At 37.2% G+C, this 19,723-nt stretch carries 19 protein-coding genes; 8 read left to right on the forward strand and 11 right to left on the reverse strand.

Features of this window, described 5'->3' with window-relative positions; all coding sequences use genetic code 11:
- Positions 1-50: 50 nt before the first annotated feature.
- The 8 genes from NSQ95_RS15230 to mutY form a co-directional block, all read right to left on the reverse strand.
- Entirely contained in the window at positions 51-1,658 is a 1,608-nt protein-coding gene (locus NSQ95_RS15230; protein ID WP_340882351.1) for an ABC transporter substrate-binding protein, read from the reverse strand.
- Between the two features lie 25 nt (positions 1,659-1,683).
- The gene (locus NSQ95_RS15235; protein ID WP_340882349.1) at positions 1,684-2,667 is read right to left on the reverse strand and encodes a dipeptide ABC transporter ATP-binding protein; all 984 of its coding nucleotides are present in this window, start codon (positions 2,665-2,667) and stop codon (positions 1,684-1,686) included.
- A complete protein-coding gene (locus NSQ95_RS15240; protein WP_340882347.1) occupies positions 2,642-3,661 on the reverse strand; it encodes an ABC transporter ATP-binding protein in 1,020 nt (339 codons plus the stop codon). The genes NSQ95_RS15235 and NSQ95_RS15240 overlap by 26 nt, the downstream gene beginning before the upstream one ends.
- Positions 3,662-3,851: 190 nt before the next feature.
- On the reverse strand, positions 3,852-5,603 hold the full coding sequence (locus tag NSQ95_RS15245; protein ID WP_340882344.1) for an ABC transporter ATP-binding protein: 1,752 nt from the start codon (positions 5,601-5,603) through the stop codon (positions 3,852-3,854).
- Positions 5,604-5,661: 58 nt separating this feature from the next.
- Complete coding sequence (locus tag NSQ95_RS15250) at positions 5,662-6,201, reverse strand: DUF402 domain-containing protein (RefSeq protein WP_340882342.1); 540 nt, start codon at positions 6,199-6,201, stop codon at positions 5,662-5,664.
- Positions 6,202-6,336: 135 nt separating this feature from the next.
- Positions 6,337-6,546, reverse strand: a complete 210-nt coding sequence (locus tag NSQ95_RS15255; RefSeq protein ID WP_169360761.1) for a gamma-type small acid-soluble spore protein — start codon at positions 6,544-6,546, stop codon at positions 6,337-6,339.
- A gap of 477 nt (positions 6,547-7,023) precedes the next feature.
- On the reverse strand, positions 7,024-7,767 hold the full coding sequence (gene fabL / locus NSQ95_RS15260) for an enoyl-[acyl-carrier-protein] reductase FabL (protein WP_169360762.1): 744 nt from the start codon (positions 7,765-7,767) through the stop codon (positions 7,024-7,026).
- Positions 7,764-8,810, reverse strand: a complete 1,047-nt coding sequence (gene mutY / locus NSQ95_RS15265; RefSeq protein WP_342560824.1) for an A/G-specific adenine glycosylase — start codon at positions 8,808-8,810, stop codon at positions 7,764-7,766. The genes fabL and mutY overlap by 4 nt, the downstream gene beginning before the upstream one ends.
- A 151-nt stretch (positions 8,811-8,961) precedes the next feature.
- Here mutY and NSQ95_RS15270 point away from each other — a divergent pair, with 151 nt between their 5' ends.
- Positions 8,962-9,942 (forward strand): metal-dependent hydrolase, encoded by a 981-nt coding sequence (locus NSQ95_RS15270; protein WP_340882338.1) that lies wholly within the window; start codon positions 8,962-8,964, stop codon positions 9,940-9,942.
- Between the two features lie 32 nt (positions 9,943-9,974).
- On the opposite strand, the gene NSQ95_RS15275 is transcribed toward NSQ95_RS15270, so the two are convergent.
- The 3 genes from NSQ95_RS15275 to recX are packed head-to-tail and all read right to left on the reverse strand — an operon-like array spanning position 9,975 to position 11,365.
- Positions 9,975-10,229, reverse strand: a complete 255-nt coding sequence (locus NSQ95_RS15275; protein ID WP_340882335.1) for a YfhJ family protein — start codon at positions 10,227-10,229, stop codon at positions 9,975-9,977.
- Position 10,230: 1 nt separating this feature from the next.
- Positions 10,231-10,560 (reverse strand): YfhH family protein, encoded by a 330-nt coding sequence (locus NSQ95_RS15280; protein ID WP_340882333.1) that lies wholly within the window; start codon positions 10,558-10,560, stop codon positions 10,231-10,233.
- Positions 10,550-11,365, reverse strand: a complete 816-nt coding sequence (gene recX, locus NSQ95_RS15285; protein WP_340882331.1) for a recombination regulator RecX — start codon at positions 11,363-11,365, stop codon at positions 10,550-10,552. Before recX ends, NSQ95_RS15280 begins: the two co-directional genes overlap by 11 nt.
- 101 nt (positions 11,366-11,466) lie before the next feature.
- Here recX and NSQ95_RS15290 point away from each other — a divergent pair, with 101 nt between their 5' ends.
- From NSQ95_RS15290 to NSQ95_RS15320, 7 genes are all read left to right on the forward strand, one after another.
- Positions 11,467-12,366: a TIGR01777 family oxidoreductase gene (locus NSQ95_RS15290; protein WP_340882329.1), complete on the forward strand. Its 900-nt coding sequence runs from the start codon at positions 11,467-11,469 to the stop codon at positions 12,364-12,366.
- Between the two features lie 270 nt (positions 12,367-12,636).
- Positions 12,637-13,446 carry a polysaccharide deacetylase family protein gene (locus NSQ95_RS15295; RefSeq protein WP_340882328.1) on the forward strand — a complete coding sequence of 270 codons (810 nt, stop codon included), beginning with the start codon at positions 12,637-12,639 and terminating at the stop codon, positions 13,444-13,446.
- A 125-nt stretch (positions 13,447-13,571) separates the two neighbouring features.
- Entirely contained in the window at positions 13,572-14,945 is a 1,374-nt protein-coding gene (gene rlmD, locus NSQ95_RS15300) for a 23S rRNA (uracil(1939)-C(5))-methyltransferase RlmD (protein WP_342559897.1), read from the forward strand.
- A gap of 132 nt (positions 14,946-15,077) precedes the next feature.
- Entirely contained in the window at positions 15,078-15,599 is a 522-nt protein-coding gene (locus NSQ95_RS15305; protein ID WP_340882323.1) for a DUF1456 family protein, read from the forward strand.
- 463 nt (positions 15,600-16,062) lie between these two features.
- A complete protein-coding gene (locus NSQ95_RS15310) occupies positions 16,063-17,583 on the forward strand; it encodes an aldehyde dehydrogenase family protein (protein WP_340882320.1) in 1,521 nt (506 codons plus the stop codon).
- A gap of 23 nt (positions 17,584-17,606) precedes the next feature.
- A complete protein-coding gene (locus NSQ95_RS15315; RefSeq protein ID WP_340882317.1) occupies positions 17,607-17,966 on the forward strand; it encodes a DUF779 domain-containing protein in 360 nt (119 codons plus the stop codon).
- A gap of 282 nt (positions 17,967-18,248) precedes the next feature.
- Complete coding sequence (locus NSQ95_RS15320; RefSeq protein WP_340882315.1) at positions 18,249-19,664, forward strand: alanine/glycine:cation symporter family protein; 1,416 nt, start codon at positions 18,249-18,251, stop codon at positions 19,662-19,664.
- Positions 19,665-19,723: the final 59 nt, after the last annotated feature.

Consider the following 19,723-nt stretch of genomic DNA (forward strand, 5'->3'; position numbering starts at 1 on the left):
TCACCTTTTAAAAGAGGAGGGAATCCATAAGACCCCCTCCACTCTATTCCTTACTTAAAGTCAACGTTTCCTAGTTTGTCTGAACCTGTTGGATGTGGTGTAAATCCAGTCAATTCTGCTTTACCAGCAAGTAATGGTGTTGAGTGAGCAAGTGGAACCCACGGTGCATCTTCAAATATTATTTCTTGTGCTTGTTTGTATAATTCAATACGTTTGTTTTCATCTACTTCTGATTGTGCTTGGATAAGAATCTCATGTAATGGGTCGCTACTATAGTACGTATAGTTATTGCTTCCGATATTATCTTGGTCTAGTAAAACATAAAGGAAGTTATCTGCATCTCCATTATCACCAGTCCACCCAAGTAAGAAAGCATCTGCTTCTCCTAAACGAGCTTTTTCTAAATAAGTAGCCCACTCATAAGAAACGATTTTAGCATTGATGCCTACTTTTTCTAAATTATTTTTAATTGCTTCTGCAACTTTAGCTCCATCTGGCATATATGGTCTTGGAACTGGCATTGCCCATAGCTCCATTTCAAAGCCATCCGCCAATCCTGCTTCTGCTAAAAGTTCCTTTGCTTTTTCTGGATTATATTCGTAGCCAGTAATATCATCATTGTACCCACTAATAGATGACGGGATAGGATTTTTAGCTACCTCTGCTCCGCCTTCAAAGAAAGCATCAACAATTGCTTGCTTATCAATTGCATAGTTCATCGCTTGACGTACTTTTACGTTGTCAAACGGTGGTCTAGTAGTCGTTAATCCTAAGTAACCAACATTCATAGAAGGACGCTCATACAATTGAAGAGCAGACTCACCTTCTACTGTAGAACGATCAGACGGGTTCACACCATCAGCTAAGTCAATAGTTCCTGATAATAGTTCATTAAGGCGACCTGCGTTATCTGGTATCGCTTTGAATACTACTTTATCAAGCTTAGGCATACCATCAACCCAGTAATCTTCATATTTTTCGATTGTAATAGTAGCATTACGTTTCCACTCTACGAATTTGAATGGACCAGTCCCTACTGGATTGTCACCGAATGCTTTTTCATCTTTTTCAAATGCAGTTGGACTTGCAATACCAAATGGACTCATCGCAATATTTTTTAAGAAAGGTGCTTGAGGGCGCTTAAGCTTGAACACTACTTTGTAATCACCGTCAGCTGTAACCGATTCAATTACGTGTCCTTCATCCTCAGCATAACCGCCGAACATAGATCCGTAGTAATAGAATTTTTCCTCTGAACCATTAGCCCAGCGTTCAAAATTTTTCACGACTGCCTCAGCATTAAAGTCTGTTCCGTCATGGAATTTAATTCCTTCTTCTAAAGTAAATGTATACGTTAATCCGTCATCAGACGGTTCCCACTCTTTAGCGAGTCCTGGCTGAATTGTAGTATCTTCCTCGCCAAAGTTTAATAGTGTCTCGAAAAGGTTTTGTGTTACCTTGAAAGATTCACCATCTGTAACTGTAGCTGGATCTAGAGATACGGAGTCTCCTCCACGACCAAATACTAACGTTTTATTCTCTGATGATGACGATTCTCCTTTTTTATCTCCATCAGATTCATCACTTGAACAAGCAACGATTGTAAATGCAGCAAGTATCATTAAAAACATAAATGATAACAATTTCTTTTTTCTCACATGGACCCCTCCAAAAATTATATTATCAATGCTGTACTGCCTCGTTATATAGATGGCAGGCAACAAAATGACTGTTCTTAACTTCCTCAAGCTTCGGTTTAACGGTTGTACAAACATCCATTTTAAAAGGACAACGTGTATGGAATGTACAACCTGTAGGCGGATTAGAAGGGCTTGGGATATCCCCCTCTAATATAATTTGCTCCCTTTGAAATTGTGGATCAGGTACTGGTACGGCAGACAAAAGTGCTTTTGTATAGGGATGTAACGGCTCCGCATATAAACTCTCACTAGGTGCTAGCTCAACCATTCTACCTAAATACATAACCCCTACTCGATCGCTGATGTGGCGAACTACCCCAAGGTCATGAGCGATAAATATATAGGTTAGCTTCAATTCCTTTTGCAAATCCTGCATTAGATTTAAAACTTGAGCTTGAATAGATACATCAAGTGCCGAAACTGGTTCATCCGCTATAATCAGCTTTGGATTAGTCATAAGTGCTCTCGCAATACCAATACGCTGCCTTTGCCCACCGCTGAACTGGTGAGGATATCGTTTAGCGTGATAGCTGCTCAATCCTACAATTTCTAAAAAGTCATGAACCTTTTGTTTGCGACTTTTTGGATCTCCAATTTGGTGAACAATCAATGGCTCCATTAAAATTTTCTCAACCGTATGACGAGGATTTAATGATGCATAAGGATCCTGAAATACCATTTGAATATCTCTTCTAACCTTACGCATAGCTGAGTCAGAGATTGATGTTAATTCTTTTCCTTCAAAGGTCACTTTACCTTCTGTAGGTTCTAGCAATCTCATAAGCATTCTTCCTGTAGTAGATTTACCACAGCCGGATTCTCCAACAATTCCTAGAGTTTCTCCTTCATTTACAAAGAAGGATATATCATCTACAGCTTTAACATAGCCTACCTTTTTGGACAAAACACCAGAACGGATTGGAAAGTATTTTTTAAGCCCGTCAACTTTTAACAGTGGCTCTGTCATAATCTGTTACCTCCTTTGGATCATATAAGAAACATCTTGTTTTATGTCCCTCCGATGTTTCATACAGAGGAGGATTTTCCTGAACACAGCGTTCGAAAGCAAATTCACATCTGGCTGCAAATCGACAGCCCGTTGTTATAGTTCCTGGCTTCGGAACATTGCCGGGGATGGAGTATAATCGTTGCTTTTTATATCTCATATCAGGAACTGATGCGAGCAGTCCTTTTGTATATGGGTGTTGTGGATCTTTAAAGATTGTTTCCACAAGTCCCTCTTCGACTACTTTCCCAGCATACATGACTACAACTCGTTCGCATGTCTCTGCTACTACTCCAAGATCATGAGTGATTAAGAGCACTGCTGTGTTTAACCTCTTATTCAAATCTCTCATTAACTTTAGAATTTGAGCTTGAATGGTTACATCCAATGCAGTGGTTGGCTCATCAGCTATCAATACTTCTGGATCACATACAAGAGCCATCGCAATCATGACTCTTTGACGCATCCCCCCGGAGAGCTGGTGTGGGTAATCCTTCATAAGTGCTTCTGCTCTGGGAAGTCCAACAAGTTTTAACATGTCAATGGCTCTGTCTTTTACCTGCTTCTTACTCCAATCCTTCTTATGTAGGGTTATTGCTTCTATCAGCTGATTACCTATTGTAAATAATGGATTTAAAGAGGTCATTGGCTCCTGAAAGATCATAGCAATCTCATTTCCTCTTATTTTTCTCATTTCTTTTTCAGAGAAGGTTGTTAAATCCTTACCTTTAAATAGGATTTCGCCATTGGTGATTTTTCCCGGTGGACTAGGAACTAGCCCCATGATAGATAGAGAGGTAACACTTTTACCACAACCCGATTCGCCAACGATGCCTAAGATTTCCCCTTCTCTAACATGGAAATCTACATAATCGACAGATGGAATGACACCATCATCTGTAAAAAAGGAAGTTTGAAGCCCTTTTACTTCTAGCACTTTTTTTCCTTGTTCCATGATAACTCTCCTTTTTTACGAGATTATTTAAAATTTTCTTTATATTTGTTCATATTGATATTTTACACATACATACTTTTTATGCAATAGTTTTTATATTTTTTGAAACATTTGTCATATTTAAACTTTTCGTAAAATAGGTAAATAAAAACACCCCATAAGAACAGATTCGCCTTATAGGGTGTGTATGTTAGTCCACAGTATCTAGTTGTTGTATTTGAAATAAATTATAATATACACCTTTACTCTTCATAAGTTCAGAATGAGAACCTTCTTCTGCCAGTTCTCCATTTTCTATTACGCATATTTTATCTGCATGCGTTATAGTAGAAAGTCTATGCGCTACGATAATAGTTGTTCGATTTTGAGCCAAGCGTTCCAAGGAATCTTGAATTAATGATTCGCTTTCTAAATCTAATGCTGAAGTTGCTTCATCTAGAACTAATATTGTAGGATTTTTCAAAAATACACGTGCTATCGCCACACGTTGCTTTTGACCTCCAGAGAGTTTAACTCCCCGCTCCCCAACCTTTGTTTCGTACCCTTCAGGTAGCTCCATAATGAAATCGTGTGCGTTGGCAGCTTTTGCAGCCTCTATTACTTCTTCATCACTCGCTCCTGGTTTACCCATTAAAATGTTCGATTTCACAGAGTCACTAAACAAAATATTATCTTGAAGGACAATTCCTATTTGTTGTCTCAGTGATTCAATCGTTACATCACGAACATCCTTGCCGTCAATTTTCACACTGCCCTTTGATACATCATAAAATCGAGGAATCAAACTAATAATAGTGGATTTACCTCCACCGCTCATCCCAACAAACGCAACTGTTTCCCCGCTATTAACTTGGAGATTTATATTGTTAAGTATAGTTTGACCATCTTTTTCATATTGGAAGGAGACGTTTGAAAAAGTGACTTCCCCATAAGTATTTCCTAACTGTTTAGCATCAGGCTTGTCGATTATGTCGTATTTTTCATCCATCAATTCAAATACTCTGTCCATAGACGCAAAAGATTGCGTTAATGTCGTGGATGAATTAACTAATCGTCTTAAAGGGCTGTATAATCGCTCTATATAGGCGATGAAAGCAGCCATTGTTCCTACTGACAGCCTTCCGTGAATTGCCTCGTAACCTGCATATGCAATTACTAAAAGGGGAGCTATATCCGTAATTGTATTAACTACCGCAAAAGCTTTTGCATTCCAAATTGTTTGATCTACGGCCTTGTCCAAAAATTCTCCGTTAGTCTCATTAAATAGCTTTTGTTCATGCTTTTCCAGTGTAAAGGTTTTAATAATACTCATCCCCTGTACACGTTCATGAAGATAGCTTTGTACTCCTGCTAATGCTTGCGATCTCTTTCTAGTTAAGTCTCGAAGCTTTCCGAAAAAGTACTTTACACTGAATGCGTAGAATGGGAATGCAATTAAAGTTACAAGTGTAAGTTTTACATTCATCGTAAGCATTATTCCAATAGCTATAAGAATTGTGGCTAAGTCTAGCCAAACATTCATCAAGCCAATCATGACAAAATTCTTCGTTTGCTCCACGTCATTGATGACACGAGAAATGACCTCTCCGGCTCGCGTGTTTGAATAATATTTTAAGCTTAGCTTTTGAAGATGTATGTATAGCTTTTGACGGATATCATACAAAATTTTATTACTGACTAATTGTGCTAAATATTGTCGATAATACTCAATTGGTGGTCGAACGATTAAAAACACTAATGCAGTTCCACCTAACCAATAAACAAGTTGTTGAATTTTTTCATCTGTTGCCATATCCCCACCGATAATATCATCTACGACAATTTTAATCAGAATAGGTATAAACAATGGAATTGCGAATTTAATAACCCCTATAATAATCGTCAAAAAGATTTGCCAATTATAGGGCTTTACGAATTCCATATATCTCTTCATGGTGCTCATAAAATTACTTCCTTTCTTAAAACGGAAGAACCTGTTGCAAATTCAACAGGTTCTCCTACTAATCGTTCAGCTGTTTATAAAAATGATAACGACTTGTCCAAGCCTCGATAAAGTCCGGGGCAAATGGACCTCTTCTTTGTTTAATCCAAGAAATAAGTTTTTCTATATTTCGATCAAGAATAGAATCCATTTCATCTGGATAATTCATTTCCCTTTTGTGCTGTTCGTATTCATCTTCATCCAAAATTGTGTAGGTCATGTCTGGGAAAACCTTCACATCTAGATCATAATCAATATATTTCAAAATTTTATTGTTATAGACAAATGGCGAACTAATATTAATGTAATAATATACACCGTCTTCTCGTAGCATACAAATAATGTTAAACCAATGTTCAGCATGAAAGTAACAGATGGACGGTTCTCTAGTAATCCATGTTCTTCCATCTGATTCGATTACAAGAGTTCGTTCGTTCGCTCCTATTACAATATTCTTGGTCCCCTTTAAAACCATCGTTTCCTGCCAGACACGGTGGATACGGCCATTATGCTTGTAGCTGTGAATTTGAATAATTTCTCCTTCTGTTGGAATCGCCATGATTTAGCCACCTTTTCATCAAGCGCAAAATTGAATATTATACTTATTTTCATATTATAGCAATCCATAGGAAAAAACTGTAGTAAAAAAATCAGCGAGAGCAAAATGCCCTCGCTGATTTTTGGTGAATCCATGTTATTTTGATGGGTTATAAGAACTTTTTGAAAACTTCCCGCTTGCTTGTTGTTTTTTCATTTCAGCTTGACGGTTTTGCTCTTTAACTTGTCGAATTACAGTTTCTGAAGCAAATTCTTGACTTCTGTTTGATGATTGACTGTTATTCTTTTTCATGGATTTCACCTCCGTACAAAATATATCTTGTGCACTTTCGGAGATAATATTCATAAAAAATAAATTTGTGTGTTTTGGTTAATTTGAAATCATTTGTTGAAGCACAGACAAGGATAATTTGGGGCAAATACAATGTTAAAGATGAATGTTTGACATTAATTAAGAAAAAATTAAACTAAATAAAAATACGGAAATCCCAAATAATATCGAGGTTGCCGTATTTGTTTAGTTTTTATTATCATTTCTTTATGAGTTAATTTCATAAATAGAGCTTTATGTATTAAATAAATATGTTCACCATTTATTGATTGAAGCGACAGACGGCGACTCCTGTGGGATGAGTGAGACAGTTAAGACATCACAACCACGCGCGTAAGCGATGGGTGATGGCTTAACGCTCACCCCACGAAAAAGCGTCCGGCTGGCGTGGAAATCAATTCTACATTCTGACTTAGAGATTTATTTGGTAGCATAAATCAACCCTAGTCTTTAACATGCCTTCTTTAAAAAAGAAATTTTTCTATATGAAAACTACATTTTAATCGAACGGCCGCCATCTACAATGATAGTTTGTCCTCGGATCATGCTGGCATCATCTGAAAGCAGGAACATAGCTGTTTTTACCATATCCTCAATTTCAACCATTCGTCCTGCCGGAGTATTTACGCGTGCATCCTCTAATAATTGTTCTCGGTTTGGGAAATGCTTTAAAGCATCAGTATCTAATGCTCCACCAGAAACAGTATTAACGGCAATCCCTTTTTCTGCTAGCTCTACCGCCAAATATCTTGTAATGGATTCAATAGCAGCTTTAGAAACTCCTACTGTCGTATAGTTTTCCAAATATCGAATAGACCCTAACGAACTGATGCCTAATATCTTCCCGCCACTCGGCATTAGCTTTGCAGCTTCCTGTGCTCCAAAAAGCATTGCTTTTGCGTTAATGTTCATCGTCCAGTCCCAATGAGACTCCTCTAGCTCCATGATTGGTCTAAGAACACCGGATGCAGCATTACTGACAAAAATATCTAAACGACCGAACTCTTCTTTTATCGTTTGAAACATTGCTCGAAGCTTTTCTACATCACCAACATTTGCACGAACAAGTAAAGCTTTTTGCCCTAATGCCTCTATTTCTGAAACCGTTTCTAATGCAGCCGTTTTACTGCGAGCATAGTTCACTACAATATCATAACCACTTTTCGCAAGCTCAATGGCAATTGCTTTTCCTAGTCCTCTGCTACTGCCTGTTACTAATGCTACTGGATTTGTCATGTGATGTTCTTCCTTTCCTTCCACGCATTCCATATTTTTAATACTGGAATAGGCATAGGTTGATTGTTCACTTCTTCTATAGAATACCACTGGCCATTTAAGGATAATTTTTTTTCATTTATAAGCTCTGCTTCAAAACTTTCAACTTCCCATACAAGATGTGAAAAAATATGCTTAAAAGAAAGTAATTCATTTCCTTTTTGAATTTCTATTCCATAGTCCAACTCCACTACTTCTTCCACAGTGTGAGTCGCTGTTGGCAGCTCAACCATCGGGAATTGCCACATATTAGCAAGTAAACCTTTAGAAGGACGCTTCTCTAAAAGAATCTTTCCGTCATCTCGTTGGATCACTACTGCCTTCATTTTATGTAATTTTGTCTTTTTGTTAATCGTTTTTACCGGAAGCTCTTCTTGAACTCCTTCATAAAATGCTGAACAAAATTCTCTTACTGGACAAAGTAAACATTTCGGCTTTTTTGGAGTGCATATAATAGCACCAAGTTCCATTAAACCTTGGTTAAAGGCAGAAGGATTTTCCTCATACATCAAGTTCATCACAGCATCTTCAAATATCTTTTTCGTCTTTGGTTTAGCAATATCCTCTTTTATCAGTAAAATCCGAGATAATACTCTCATTACATTTCCGTCTACCGCATGCTCAGGAACACCGTATGCGATACTGAGCACTGCTCCAGCAGTGTAGGGTCCAACACCTTTTAGCTTAGATATTTCCTTTCGGTTATTGGGTACGATGCTATTATATTCTTCTACAACTTCCTTCACTCCTGCTTGGAGGTTTCGCGCTCTAGAATAATAGCCCAAGCCTTCCCACTCTTTTAGTAATTCTCCCTCATCGGCTTCTGCAAGGGATTCAAGAGAGGGATATTTAGAAATAAATCTCTCATAATAAGGGATAACTGTATCAACCTTTGTTTGCTGAAGCATGACTTCAGAAACCCAAATTTTATAGGGATCCGTGGTTTTTCTCCAGGGTAAATCACGTTTTTCTTCTAAAAACCAGGAAACTAATGCCTCGCTCATTTGCTTATTGTATAATTCGTTCACAGTTAGAATCCTTTCTTGCGATTATTGTATGAGATAATAGGGTATAACACTAATAATTGCTTTGTTAATTTATATACTTTATCTTATGATTAAGATAACTTGTTTCCTTAAAAGGAGCTGGTCACACATGGATACAGGCACACATATAGTCATGGGTATTGCACTTGGTGGTTTGGCAATGGCAGATCCTGTTGTTACAAGTAGTTCTTTGACTACTACAGCGGTTATTGCAGGAACTATCATTGGTTCCCAAGCCCCTGATATAGATACTGTTCTAAAATTAAAGAATAATGCCATTTACATACGTCATCATCGTGGTATAACCCACTCTATTCCTGCCGTAATATTATGGCCGTTACTTATATCTGGAGTATTGTGGCTGATTATTCCAGAGGTGAATTGGCTTCATCTTTGGCTTTGGACATTTTTAGCAGTATTTCTTCATGTTTTCGTGGATATATTTAATTCCTATGGTACCCAAGCATTACGACCCTTCTCTAAAAAATGGGTTGCACTAGGTGTCATTAATACATTTGATCCGATTATCTTTGGCTTTCATGTATTAGGATTATTATTATGGATGTTTGGCTTTAACCCAGTACCTACATTCCTAACAATGTACGCTATTATCGCTATTTATTATATGCTACGCTTTGCAGTCCAAAGTGCAGTTAAAAATAGCGTGAGAAAAACAATTCCGGATACCACAGAAATTATTGTGGCTCCAACTATTAAGTTCTTTCAATGGAGGATTGCCGCAAGCTCCGAGACGCATCATTACGTTGGCAGAGCATACGGGCGTTCCATAACGATATACGACAAGTTTGAACGAGAGGAAATTCCAGACTCTCCTTTAGTAAAAGCTGCATTAAAGGATACAAACCTAAGTGCCTTTACTTCGTTCTCCCCTATTTACAGATGGGAAATAACACAATTCGATCATATCCATGAGGTTCGGTTAATCGATCTGCGTTACAGAAGTAATGATTACTATCCTTTTGTAGCAGTTGTACATTTGGATGAAGACCTTAATATCATCAACTCTTACACTGGTTGGATTTTCAGCGAAGATAAGCTAAGAAAGAAATTAGACTTTTTACCACATTAAACAGAGACGCTAGGAATTTAAATTCCTAGCGTTTAGTCTGTTTCTAATAAATGCTTGTACTTTTCGTTAGTACCCGCAAACTCGTGTAATTGTTCACCATATCCATCTATCCACTTTTTAATAACCATCTCAGTTACTGCAGCACCTTTATATTCATAGCCTGCACGTGCATAAGATGATTCAAAGTCAGACCAAAGTAATTCAATCCATGCTCTTGCCTTTTCAAAGGAAAGCTTGTCGTTTTTTTCAAGTAATAACTCTGTTAGTTCTAATATTTTAGTTTCCATATTATTTTCCTTCCTCTAACGGCTGTAGTATAGAAATCGGTAATGCTTCCTCATATTTGTCTCCACCTAAACGATATCCCCAAGCAAATTTACCTTTTAAGTACTCTACTTGAAAAAACATACCAGGATCACCACTAATTCGATACATTTCACCAGGTTTTATAGAATTTACATCTGTTAGAAATGACTGAGCCATCATTGCTTTTCGTTCATATACTGCATACTCATTCACAATGCCTAGTTGCTCAGCCTTTCTTGCCTTTTCCTTGAGGCTAGCAATTTCAGTTCTAAGCTCTTGCTCCGTCATCTGACTATATTTTTTATTGCTCATTTTGTACTTCCAGCTCCTTATTTTCTATATACATATCTATGTGCTCTGACGGGAATCCTTTTATATAAAGGGCCTGTTTAACACGATTTCTCAGGTCAAATCCACTATATTTTGCAGAATACTTTCTCCAAATCTTTTCTCCTTGTGCAGCAATTATTTCAAGCCATTCGTCTTCCTTTTTCTCTAAATCAAAAGATTCGATTGCCTGAGAAATGATGCTAAAGTTATACCCTTTTCTTTGAAGATTTTCCTGGACCTTTTGTTTAATTTGGCGCGGAGTCTTATTTTGGTTTTGATGAATAATTTTTTCTGTTAGTGTTTTAGCAATAGAAACTTGCTCCTCCTCCGAGTAGGTGGCAAGCACTTCCTCTTGGAGCTCTTTCTCTATCCCTTTTTTCTTCAGCTCCTGGCGAATTGCCGCAGGACCTTTTTTACTGCTATTCTTTTGAGTTTCTACCAAAGCCTTCGTAAAGCTAGCATCATTCAAAAATCCATGCTCATATAACTTTCGAATCGCCTCTAAAATTACCGCTTCTCCAAACTCGCTCTGCAGTAATTTTTGTTTGACCTCATGCTCACTTCTCATTCGAAAGCTTAAATAATTGATCGCTTTATTATATGCTTTTCTTACTTCATCATCAAAAACAATTTCATCTAGAGTAAAGGCTTCTATTACCTTCCCCTTCGTTAGCTGGTATTTTATAAGTACTGCTTCGTCCACACTAAAGGCATACTTTTCATCCAAATATAGATTATACCGTTCATTATTTTTTTTTTGACGTCCTATTTTTGTAATAACCGGCATTTTGTTAATCTCTCCATTCGCTTTCCTTAATTATAACGTAAAAATTAATATGTGATAAATGATTGAACTGGTATTATTGTGTTAAGAGGAGGCTGATTTCGATGAGAGTAGCAATTACTGGTGGAACTGGTTTTGTAGGAAGGGCTTTGACTGAGCTACTGCAGCAAAAGGGACATGAGGCTATTATTTTATCACGGTCGAGCTCGCACTCAGCAAGCAATGTTACTTATATTAACTGGCTTACAAATGATTCTAAACCTGAGGAATATTTAGAAGGTATTGATGCAATAGTAAATCTTGCTGGAGAATCTATAAATAACGGTAGATGGACAGAAAAGCAAAAAGCAAAAATTTATGCTAGTAGGATGGAAGCAACTGATGAAGTCATACGTATTATACAAGCATTAAAGCAAAAACCCGAAGTTTTAATCAATGCAAGTGCTATTGGAATTTATCCAGCTTCCAACACGGAAATTTATGATGAACAATCAACACAACGGGGTAATGATATTCTAGCCAAAACAGTTGCAGATTGGGAGCAAAAAGCATTAATTGCAGAGCAGCTTGGAGTCCGCGTAGCTTTAGGTAGATTTGGGATTATATTAGATAGAAAAGAAGGAGCACTTCCCTTAATGGCATTACCTTATAAAATGTTTGTAGGTGGTCCAATAGGAAAGGGAGATAATTGGATGTCATGGGTTCATATTCAGGATGTTGCTAGTTCCCTGTTATTCGCTATTGAAAATAATATTCAAGGACCTTTTAATATAGTTGCACCAGATCCTCGCAGGATGAATGAATTTAGTAAAACATTGGCTAAAGTATTAAATAAACCTTATTACTTCCCAGTACCGGCATTTGCTTTGAAATTAGTGCTTGGTGAAAAAAGTCAGCTTGTCTTAGAAGGACAAAAAGTAGTTCCAGACGTATTAATAGCTAATGGCTTTTCCTTTAAATATCCCGAACTTACGAGCGCATTGATCAATATATATAGTCAGTAATCGAGCCATTTTCCACAGGTGATGGTTTATTTCTCACCCTACGAAAAAGCGTCCGACTGGTGCGGAAATCAATTCTACTTTCTAATGTAAAGATTTATTATCAACCCTACCCTTTAACATAACCTTTTCTTAAAAAGGAATTATGAAATTGATTCATATAGTAAAACTAACCAACGAGTAAAAATGAATAAATATCAAACCCAGGTGCAATCTACTTTTAAGTTGATTGCATTTTTTTATGCAAATATATATTAAAAAGGAGCAAAAATCATGTGGAAGCATCATGTAATAGGAATTATTATAGCAGCCTTTATTATAAGCCTTGGCTTTTCCTATGAGCCATTTACGGCGGAAGCAAAAGAAATTCACTGGGGATTTAAAAAAGCCAGAGATGAAATTCCACCAGAGGCCGGAGCAGAACTCGACGCGTTATTAGAAAAGCACGGAGCCATTTATAAAGGACCAGCTAACAAAAAGGTTATTTACCTGACGTTTGATAATGGTTATGAAAACGGCTATACCGAGAGCATTTTAGATACATTAAAGAAAGAGAACATTAGCGCTACCTTCTTTTTAACTGGTCATTACCTCGAAAGTGCCACACCACTAGTAAAACGGATGATCGAAGACGGACATCAAATAGGTAACCACTCGTATGGACATCCAAACCTAGCTAAACTGTCAAAGGATGAAATAAAAAAAGAACTACAGAAATTTGATAATCGCCTAAAGGAGCTTACCTCTTTAGAAAGAACAACTGTCACTCGACCACCTGAAGGAATCTTTGATGAGGAAGTATTAGAAGCTGCAAACGAAATTGGTCACCAGCACTTTTTTTGGTCCATCGCTTTTATCGACTGGCATCGAGATCAGAAAAAGGGCGGACAATATGCATATAACGAGCTAATAACACAGATCCATCCTGGGGCAATTATCCTCATGCACACTGTCTCCCCAGACAATGCAGAGGGACTTCCATCATTTATCAAGGAAGCGAAAAAACGAGGCTATACATTTGGAAAGATTAACGATCTTAACTTATCCAAGCTTCAAATACCTGATTATTCTCTTCCTCAGTAAATTCCTTTATAATAGATAGAATGTAACTTGGTGCCAGTTTCTTTTAAAAACTGGCACCTTTAGCTTGCAATGATGCCTATAAAAAAGTTATACTGTTTTATTGGTTGATAAAGGACGTGAAGGAAATGACAGAAAAAACAGCAATACAGGTGGGACAAGAATTTCCACTTACTATAAAAAGATTAGGCATTAATGGAGAAGGTGTCGGGTTCTTTAAACGAAATGTAATATTTGTTAAAGGAGCACTTCCTGGAGAAGTAGTTACAGCACAGGTAACTACCGTAAATCCAAAATATGCAGAGGCAACAATTAAAAAAATTCGTCAGGCTTCTCCTGATAGAGTAAAACCACCATGCCCCGTTTATGATGCATGTGGAGGTTGCCAGCTTCAGCATATGACTTATGAGCGAGAGCTTATTGAAAAAAGGGATATAGTAATTCAATCCCTTGAGCGCTATCTGAAAGACCTTGCCACCACAATCGAAGTAAGACCTACTCTTGGGATGGAGAATCCATGGCTATATCGAAATAAGAGCCAGTTCCAAACTAGACAGCTAGGTAATGATGTAATTGCAGGTCTATATGCAGAGGGCTCTAACAAGCTTATCGATATTAACGAATGTATGGTACAGCACCCTGTCACCACTCGAATTACTAATGAAATAAAAGCTTATTTGAAAGAGCTTAATATACCAATATATGATGAAAAAAATCCTCAAGGTATTGTCCGTACAATTGTTGTGCGTACAGGAATTAAAACAGGGCAAATCCAGGTGACTTTAGTAACGACACAAAAGAAAATGCCAAATAAAGAAAACCTTGTACAAATGATTCGTAAAATCGATTCTAATATCGTATCCATTAGCCAAAATATTAATCCAGGAAAAACATCCTTAATATTTGGTGATACAACCTTTAACTTGTTCGGTAAAGAAATCATCCATGAAAAACTTGGAGAATTAGCTTTTGACCTATCCGCTCGTGCTTTTTTCCAATTAAATCCGGAACAAACAGAGCATCTCTACGATGAAATTGAGAAGGCTGCCAAGTTAACTGGTGAGGAAACCGTAGTGGATGCATATTGCGGCGTTGGGACGATCGGGCTTTGGTTAGCTAAAAATGCTAAAGAGGTTCGTGGTATGGATATTATCGAGGAATCTGTTAAGGATGCCAAGAAAAATGCTAAACGCAACGGCTACCATAATACAAAGTATGTTCATGGAACTGCAAAGAAATGGTTAAAGCAATGGCAAAGTGAAGGTTTTGTACCGGACGTACTGACAGTAGATCCTCCTAGAACTGGTTTAGACCAGGAACTACTGAAAACAGTTTTAGAGATAAAACCGAAACGCTTTGTCTATACTTCCTGTAACCCATCTACACTTGCAAAGGATCTACAGGAGTTAACAAAGCTTTACGAAGTAAAATATATGCAGCCAGTGGATATGTTCCCACAAACATCGCATATAGAGGTAGTTACGCTGCTAACACTAAAATAATAACTAAATTGAAAAGGATCCGGGAATCTGAATGATTTTCGGATTTTCTTCTAATCGTTTATCTCCTTCTGATGAAGGCTATTACATAATAGTAAATATATACGCAATACAATGCTTGAGGAGGATGTTTTAATGGAAAACAACGATATATTGATACGTTTGAGATATGCACTAGATATTAAAAACAAAGAAATGGTAGAAATCTTTAAACTAGGTGGAGTAGAAATTTCCAAAGAGGATGTCCTAAAGCTTTTAACTAAATCTAAGGATAACTATGAAAACGACTATGAAGAAGAGGCTGAAGAAAACGACAATCAGCTCAAATGTAACAATAAAATGTTAGAATCTTTTTTAAATGGACTCATCACATTCAAAAGAGGACCACAGGAGTCGAAGCCTGGACAGCCAGCCGCTCCGCCCTCCACATCTGGAAGCACTGAAAGTGTCAATAACATGCTTCTCAAAAAAGTAAAAATAGCACTGGCTTTAACAAGCGAGGATATGATTGATATTTTGGAAGAAGCCAGGGTAGCAATAACAAAAAGTGAGTTAAGTGCCATCCTTCGAAAAGAAGGCCATCGCAACTATAAGGAATGCGGCGACAAATTCGCTCGGAATTTCTTAAAAGGATTAGCAATCAAATATAGAGGGTAACAAATAAACTAATCATAGAAAGGCAAGAATGGTGTTAATCCACGTTCTTGCCTTTCAATACGTATTAGAATAATTTATTTCCCTTCCATCATCTTTAGAGATTTACTTAAATCAGAGTTTTAATTTTCAACATCTTACTTCCAGTTCTTTCTATGAAATTTATGAATAAATATACATAATTTATTCATAAAAATTTAGTATAAAGATGATTTATCTGTTATATTACATCTTAATAAAATCCAATAGAATATAAATAAAGTTGTTATATACCAATCAATTTTGGTAAATAAATGTACCTTAACCAACTGTATATTTTCAATTTTAAAAAGAAACTTTTAATTTCAAATGTGAATAAAAATTGAAGTTTCATCTTGCTTTCTTTTTTTAATTGGTGCATGATTTGATTATTGCTACGACGTCTGACGTCTAGCAGATCGCACTATAAAAATTTGGGGGTAAGAATATGATTTATGCTAATCCTAATACTGCTGGTGCAGTAGTTGATTTTAAAGATCGTTATGAAAACTTTATCGGTGGAGAATGGGTAGCTCCAGTTAATGGAGAATACTTTGATGTAGTTTCACCACTTACAGGTAAAGTGTTTACTCAAGCTGCTCGTTCTACTGAAGCAGATATCGAGCTTGCTTTAGATGCTGCTCACGCTGCTAAAGGTGCTTGGGCTCAAACATCTGTTGCATACCGTGCAATTATTTTAAACAAAATTGCTGATCGTATGGAACAAAATCTAGAAAAAATTGCTGTTGCTGAAACTTGGGACAATGGTAAAGCTGTTCGTGAAACATTGAATGCAGATATCCCACTAGCAATTGACCACTTCCGTTATTTTGCAGGAGCAATCCGTGCTCAAGAAGGTGGAATTAGCCAGATCGATAACGATACTGTAGCATACCACTTCCATGAGCCAATCGGTGTAGTTGGACAAATTATTCCTTGGAACTTCCCATTATTAATGGCTGTTTGGAAAATCGCTCCAGCTTTAGCTGCTGGTAATACAATCGTTATGAAGCCTGCTGAACAAACTCCTGCTTCATTAATGGTTCTTTTAGAGCTTATTCAAGATATTTTACCAAAAGGCGTCCTAAACGTTGTAAACGGTTTCGGTGCAGAAGTTGGGAAACCACTTGCGACAAACCCACGTATTCAAAAAGTAGCATTCACTGGTTCAACTGGCGTTGGTCGCTTAATCATGCAATATGCTACTGAAAACATTATTCCTGTAACATTAGAGCTTGGTGGTAAATCACCTAACGTATTCTTCGAGGACGTTATGGATGCAGACGATGAGTTCTTAGACAAAGCAATTGAAGGTCTTGTACTATTCGCTCTAAACTCTGGTGAAATTTGTACTTGTCCATCTCGTGCACTTGTTCAAGAATCAATCTATGAAAAATTCATGGAGCGTGCATTAGAACGCATCAAAGCCATTAAAATTGGTAACCCACTTGATACAGAAGTTATGATGGGTGCTCAAGCTTCTAACCAACAGTTACAAAAAATCCTTTCTTATATCGAAATCGGTAAAGAAGAAGGCGCTGAATTGTTAATCGGTGGAACACAAAATAAACTTGAAGGTGACCACGATGGCGGTTACTATGTTGCTCCTACAGTATTCAAAGGAAACAACAAAATGCGTATTTTCCAAGAAGAAATCTTTGGACCAGTACTTTCTGTTACAACATTCAAAGACTTTGACGAAGCAATGGAAATTGCTAACGACTCTGAATTTGGTTTAGGAGCTGGTGTTTGGTCTCGTAACATTGACATTGCTTACCGTGCAGGTCGTGCAATCCAAGCAGGTCGCGTTTGGACAAACACTTATCACCAATACCCAGCACATGCTGCATTTGGCGGATTCAAACAATCAGGTATCGGTCGCGAAAATCACTTAATGATGCTTGAGCATTACCAACAAACAAAATGTATGTTAGTAAGCTACAATAAATCTGCAATGGGCTTCTTCTAAGAAGTTAGAAAAGAGATGACAGAATGGTAGAACGCATCGTAGCAACAGATAAAGCGCTTGAGCTAATTCAAGAGCTTGAGGCAAAGCATGGGGCAATTATGTTCGTACAGTCTGCTGGCTGCTGCGATGGTTCTGCTCCAATGTGCTATAAGCAAGGTGACTTCTATATCGGAAGTCGTGACTTGCTTCTTGGAACACTTGGAAATGCACCATATTATATGCATCAGTCCCACTATAATTATTGGCAGCATACACAGCTAATATTAGATGTAGTTGATGGAATGGGAGCTGCCTTTTCTCTTGAAAGTACAGAAGGTATTTCATTTCATATTCATTCTCGTGTATTTACAGATAAGGAAAGAGCAGAGTTATCTCCGCTTTAACTAATTTATGGATAAAAAGAGCTATCTTTTTATCCATTTTTTTTATATCTCTTGCATATATAATACATTTTCACTTTCTTCTTTGATTTTTTTGTTATAATACCATTAGGTAATTGTAATATTTCAGATAGTAAATAGAGTTGGTTTTTATAAACCAACTCTATTTATTTATCCATCACATTTCACTTTATACTTGTGAAATGTTATAGAATAGCTTAATTAAAGCAATCTATATACGAAGTTTACATAACAAGCGTTACCGATTTTTAGGAGGAATTAATAATGGGTTTCTTTGAAAGTATGTTACAGGATGTGAATAATGCCTTATATTCTTACGTCTTGATCGTACTCTTGGTAGGAGTAGGAGTATTTTTTACAGTAAAAACTAGATTTATTCAAATTAGATTAATACCAGAAATGTTCCGTGTTGTTTCGGAAAAAGCGACGATAGATAGTACCGGAAAAAAAGGAGTTTCCTCCTTTCAGGCCTTTACAATATCCGCTGCCTCTCGCATTGGGACTGGTAACATAGCTGGGGTTGCAACTGCTATTGCACTTGGCGGCCCTGGAGCGATATTTTGGATGTGGATGATCGCTATTATCGGAGGAGCATCTTCTTTAATTGAAAGCACTTTAGCGCAAGTGTATAAAGTTAAAGATGGGAGAATGTATCGCGGTGGTCCAGCCTATTACATGGAAAAAGGCTTAAACAAGCGGTGGATGGGAATTCTCTTTGCAGTAGTTATCTCCCTCACCTATGGATTTGTATTTAACGCAGTACAAGCCAATACAATTACTATTGCATTTGAAGAAAGCTTTGGTTCAAGTCGAGTAGTAGTTGGCGTTATTTTATCTATTATTACTGCTGTCATTGTTTTTGGTGGTCTCAAACGAATAGTTAGCGTCACACAAATATTAGTACCAGTTATGGCAATAGCTTATATTGCAGTTGCTCTTCTTGTAGTATTTTTGAATATTAGTGAGCTACCAAATGTATTCATCCTTATATTCAAATCTGCCTTTGGCTTCGAAGAGGCTTTTGCTGGTATGGTCGGGGCTGCTATCATGAATGGGATTAAGCGAGGGTTATTCTCAAATGAAGCTGGGATGGGTTCTGCACCAAACGCAGCAGCCACTGCATCTGTATCTCACCCTGTAAAACAAGGGCTTATTCAAACACTCGGTGTATTTATTGATACAATAATCGTTTGTACATCAACAGCTGCGATTGTTTTAATGAGTGATGCTTACCTTCATTCAGAAGCTGCTTCGGTCAACCTGACACAAGTTTCTTTAGTTGATAATCTAGGTGGCTGGGCAAGTACATTTTTAGCTATAGCTATATTCATGTTTGCCTTCAGCTCAGTAATAGGGAATTACTACTACGGGGAAACGAACATCGGTTTTATTAAGGAATCTAAAACTATGCTGCTTATTTTCCGTGTGCTAGTAGTGGCTTTCGTTATGTTTGGTTCTGTTGCAAAGGTTCAGTTAGTTTGGGACTTAGCGGATCTCTTTATGGCTGTAATGGCTATCATTAACCTTTTAGCTATTCTAATGCTTTGGAAGATTGCTAAACGTGTTATTAATGATTATGTATTACAACGTAAAAAAGGTTTAGATCCTGTATTCTACAAGAAGAATGTTCCTGATATTGGAGAAGTAGAGTGCTGGGGCGATGAAGATAAAGATCGATAATATTTAAAACAAAAGGCGACGAAAACTTTACTGTTAGTAAAATTTTCGTCGCCTTCTTT

The organism is Psychrobacillus sp. FSL W7-1457 (genome assembly GCF_038593405.1).
In the GTDB taxonomy this organism is placed as follows: Bacteria; Bacillota; Bacilli; order Bacillales_A; family Planococcaceae; genus Psychrobacillus.

Coding starts and splice junctions, on each gene's coding strand:
- NSQ95_RS15235 (WP_340882349.1), bottom strand. CDS start 2,667: ATGACAGAGCCACTGTTAAAAGTTGACGGGCTTAAAAAATACTTTCCA.
- NSQ95_RS15240 (WP_340882347.1), bottom strand. CDS start 3,661: ATGGAACAAGGAAAAAAAGTGCTAGAAGTAAAAGGGCTTCAAACTTCC.
- NSQ95_RS15245 (WP_340882344.1), bottom strand. CDS start 5,603: ATGAGCACCATGAAGAGATATATGGAATTCGTAAAGCCCTATAATTGG.
- NSQ95_RS15250 (WP_340882342.1), bottom strand. CDS start 6,201: ATGGCGATTCCAACAGAAGGAGAAATTATTCAAATTCACAGCTACAAG.
- NSQ95_RS15255 (WP_169360761.1), bottom strand. CDS start 6,546: ATGAATATTATCTCCGAAAGTGCACAAGATATATTTTGTACGGAGGTG.
- fabL (WP_169360762.1), bottom strand. CDS start 7,767: ATGACAAATCCAGTAGCATTAGTAACAGGCAGTAGCAGAGGACTAGGA.
- mutY (WP_342560824.1), bottom strand. CDS start 8,810: ATGAGCGAGGCATTAGTTTCCTGGTTTTTAGAAGAAAAACGTGATTTA.
- NSQ95_RS15270 (WP_340882338.1), top strand. CDS start 8,962: ATGGATACAGGCACACATATAGTCATGGGTATTGCACTTGGTGGTTTG.
- NSQ95_RS15275 (WP_340882335.1), bottom strand. CDS start 10,229: ATGGAAACTAAAATATTAGAACTAACAGAGTTATTACTTGAAAAAAAC.
- NSQ95_RS15280 (WP_340882333.1), bottom strand. CDS start 10,560: ATGAGCAATAAAAAATATAGTCAGATGACGGAGCAAGAGCTTAGAACT.
- recX (WP_340882331.1), bottom strand. CDS start 11,365: ATGCCGGTTATTACAAAAATAGGACGTCAAAAAAAAAATAATGAACGG.
- NSQ95_RS15290 (WP_340882329.1), top strand. CDS start 11,467: ATGAGAGTAGCAATTACTGGTGGAACTGGTTTTGTAGGAAGGGCTTTG.
- NSQ95_RS15295 (WP_340882328.1), top strand. CDS start 12,637: ATGTGGAAGCATCATGTAATAGGAATTATTATAGCAGCCTTTATTATA.
- rlmD (WP_342559897.1), top strand. CDS start 13,572: ATGACAGAAAAAACAGCAATACAGGTGGGACAAGAATTTCCACTTACT.
- NSQ95_RS15305 (WP_340882323.1), top strand. CDS start 15,078: ATGGAAAACAACGATATATTGATACGTTTGAGATATGCACTAGATATT.
- NSQ95_RS15310 (WP_340882320.1), top strand. CDS start 16,063: ATGATTTATGCTAATCCTAATACTGCTGGTGCAGTAGTTGATTTTAAA.
- NSQ95_RS15315 (WP_340882317.1), top strand. CDS start 17,607: ATGGTAGAACGCATCGTAGCAACAGATAAAGCGCTTGAGCTAATTCAA.
- NSQ95_RS15320 (WP_340882315.1), top strand. CDS start 18,249: ATGGGTTTCTTTGAAAGTATGTTACAGGATGTGAATAATGCCTTATAT.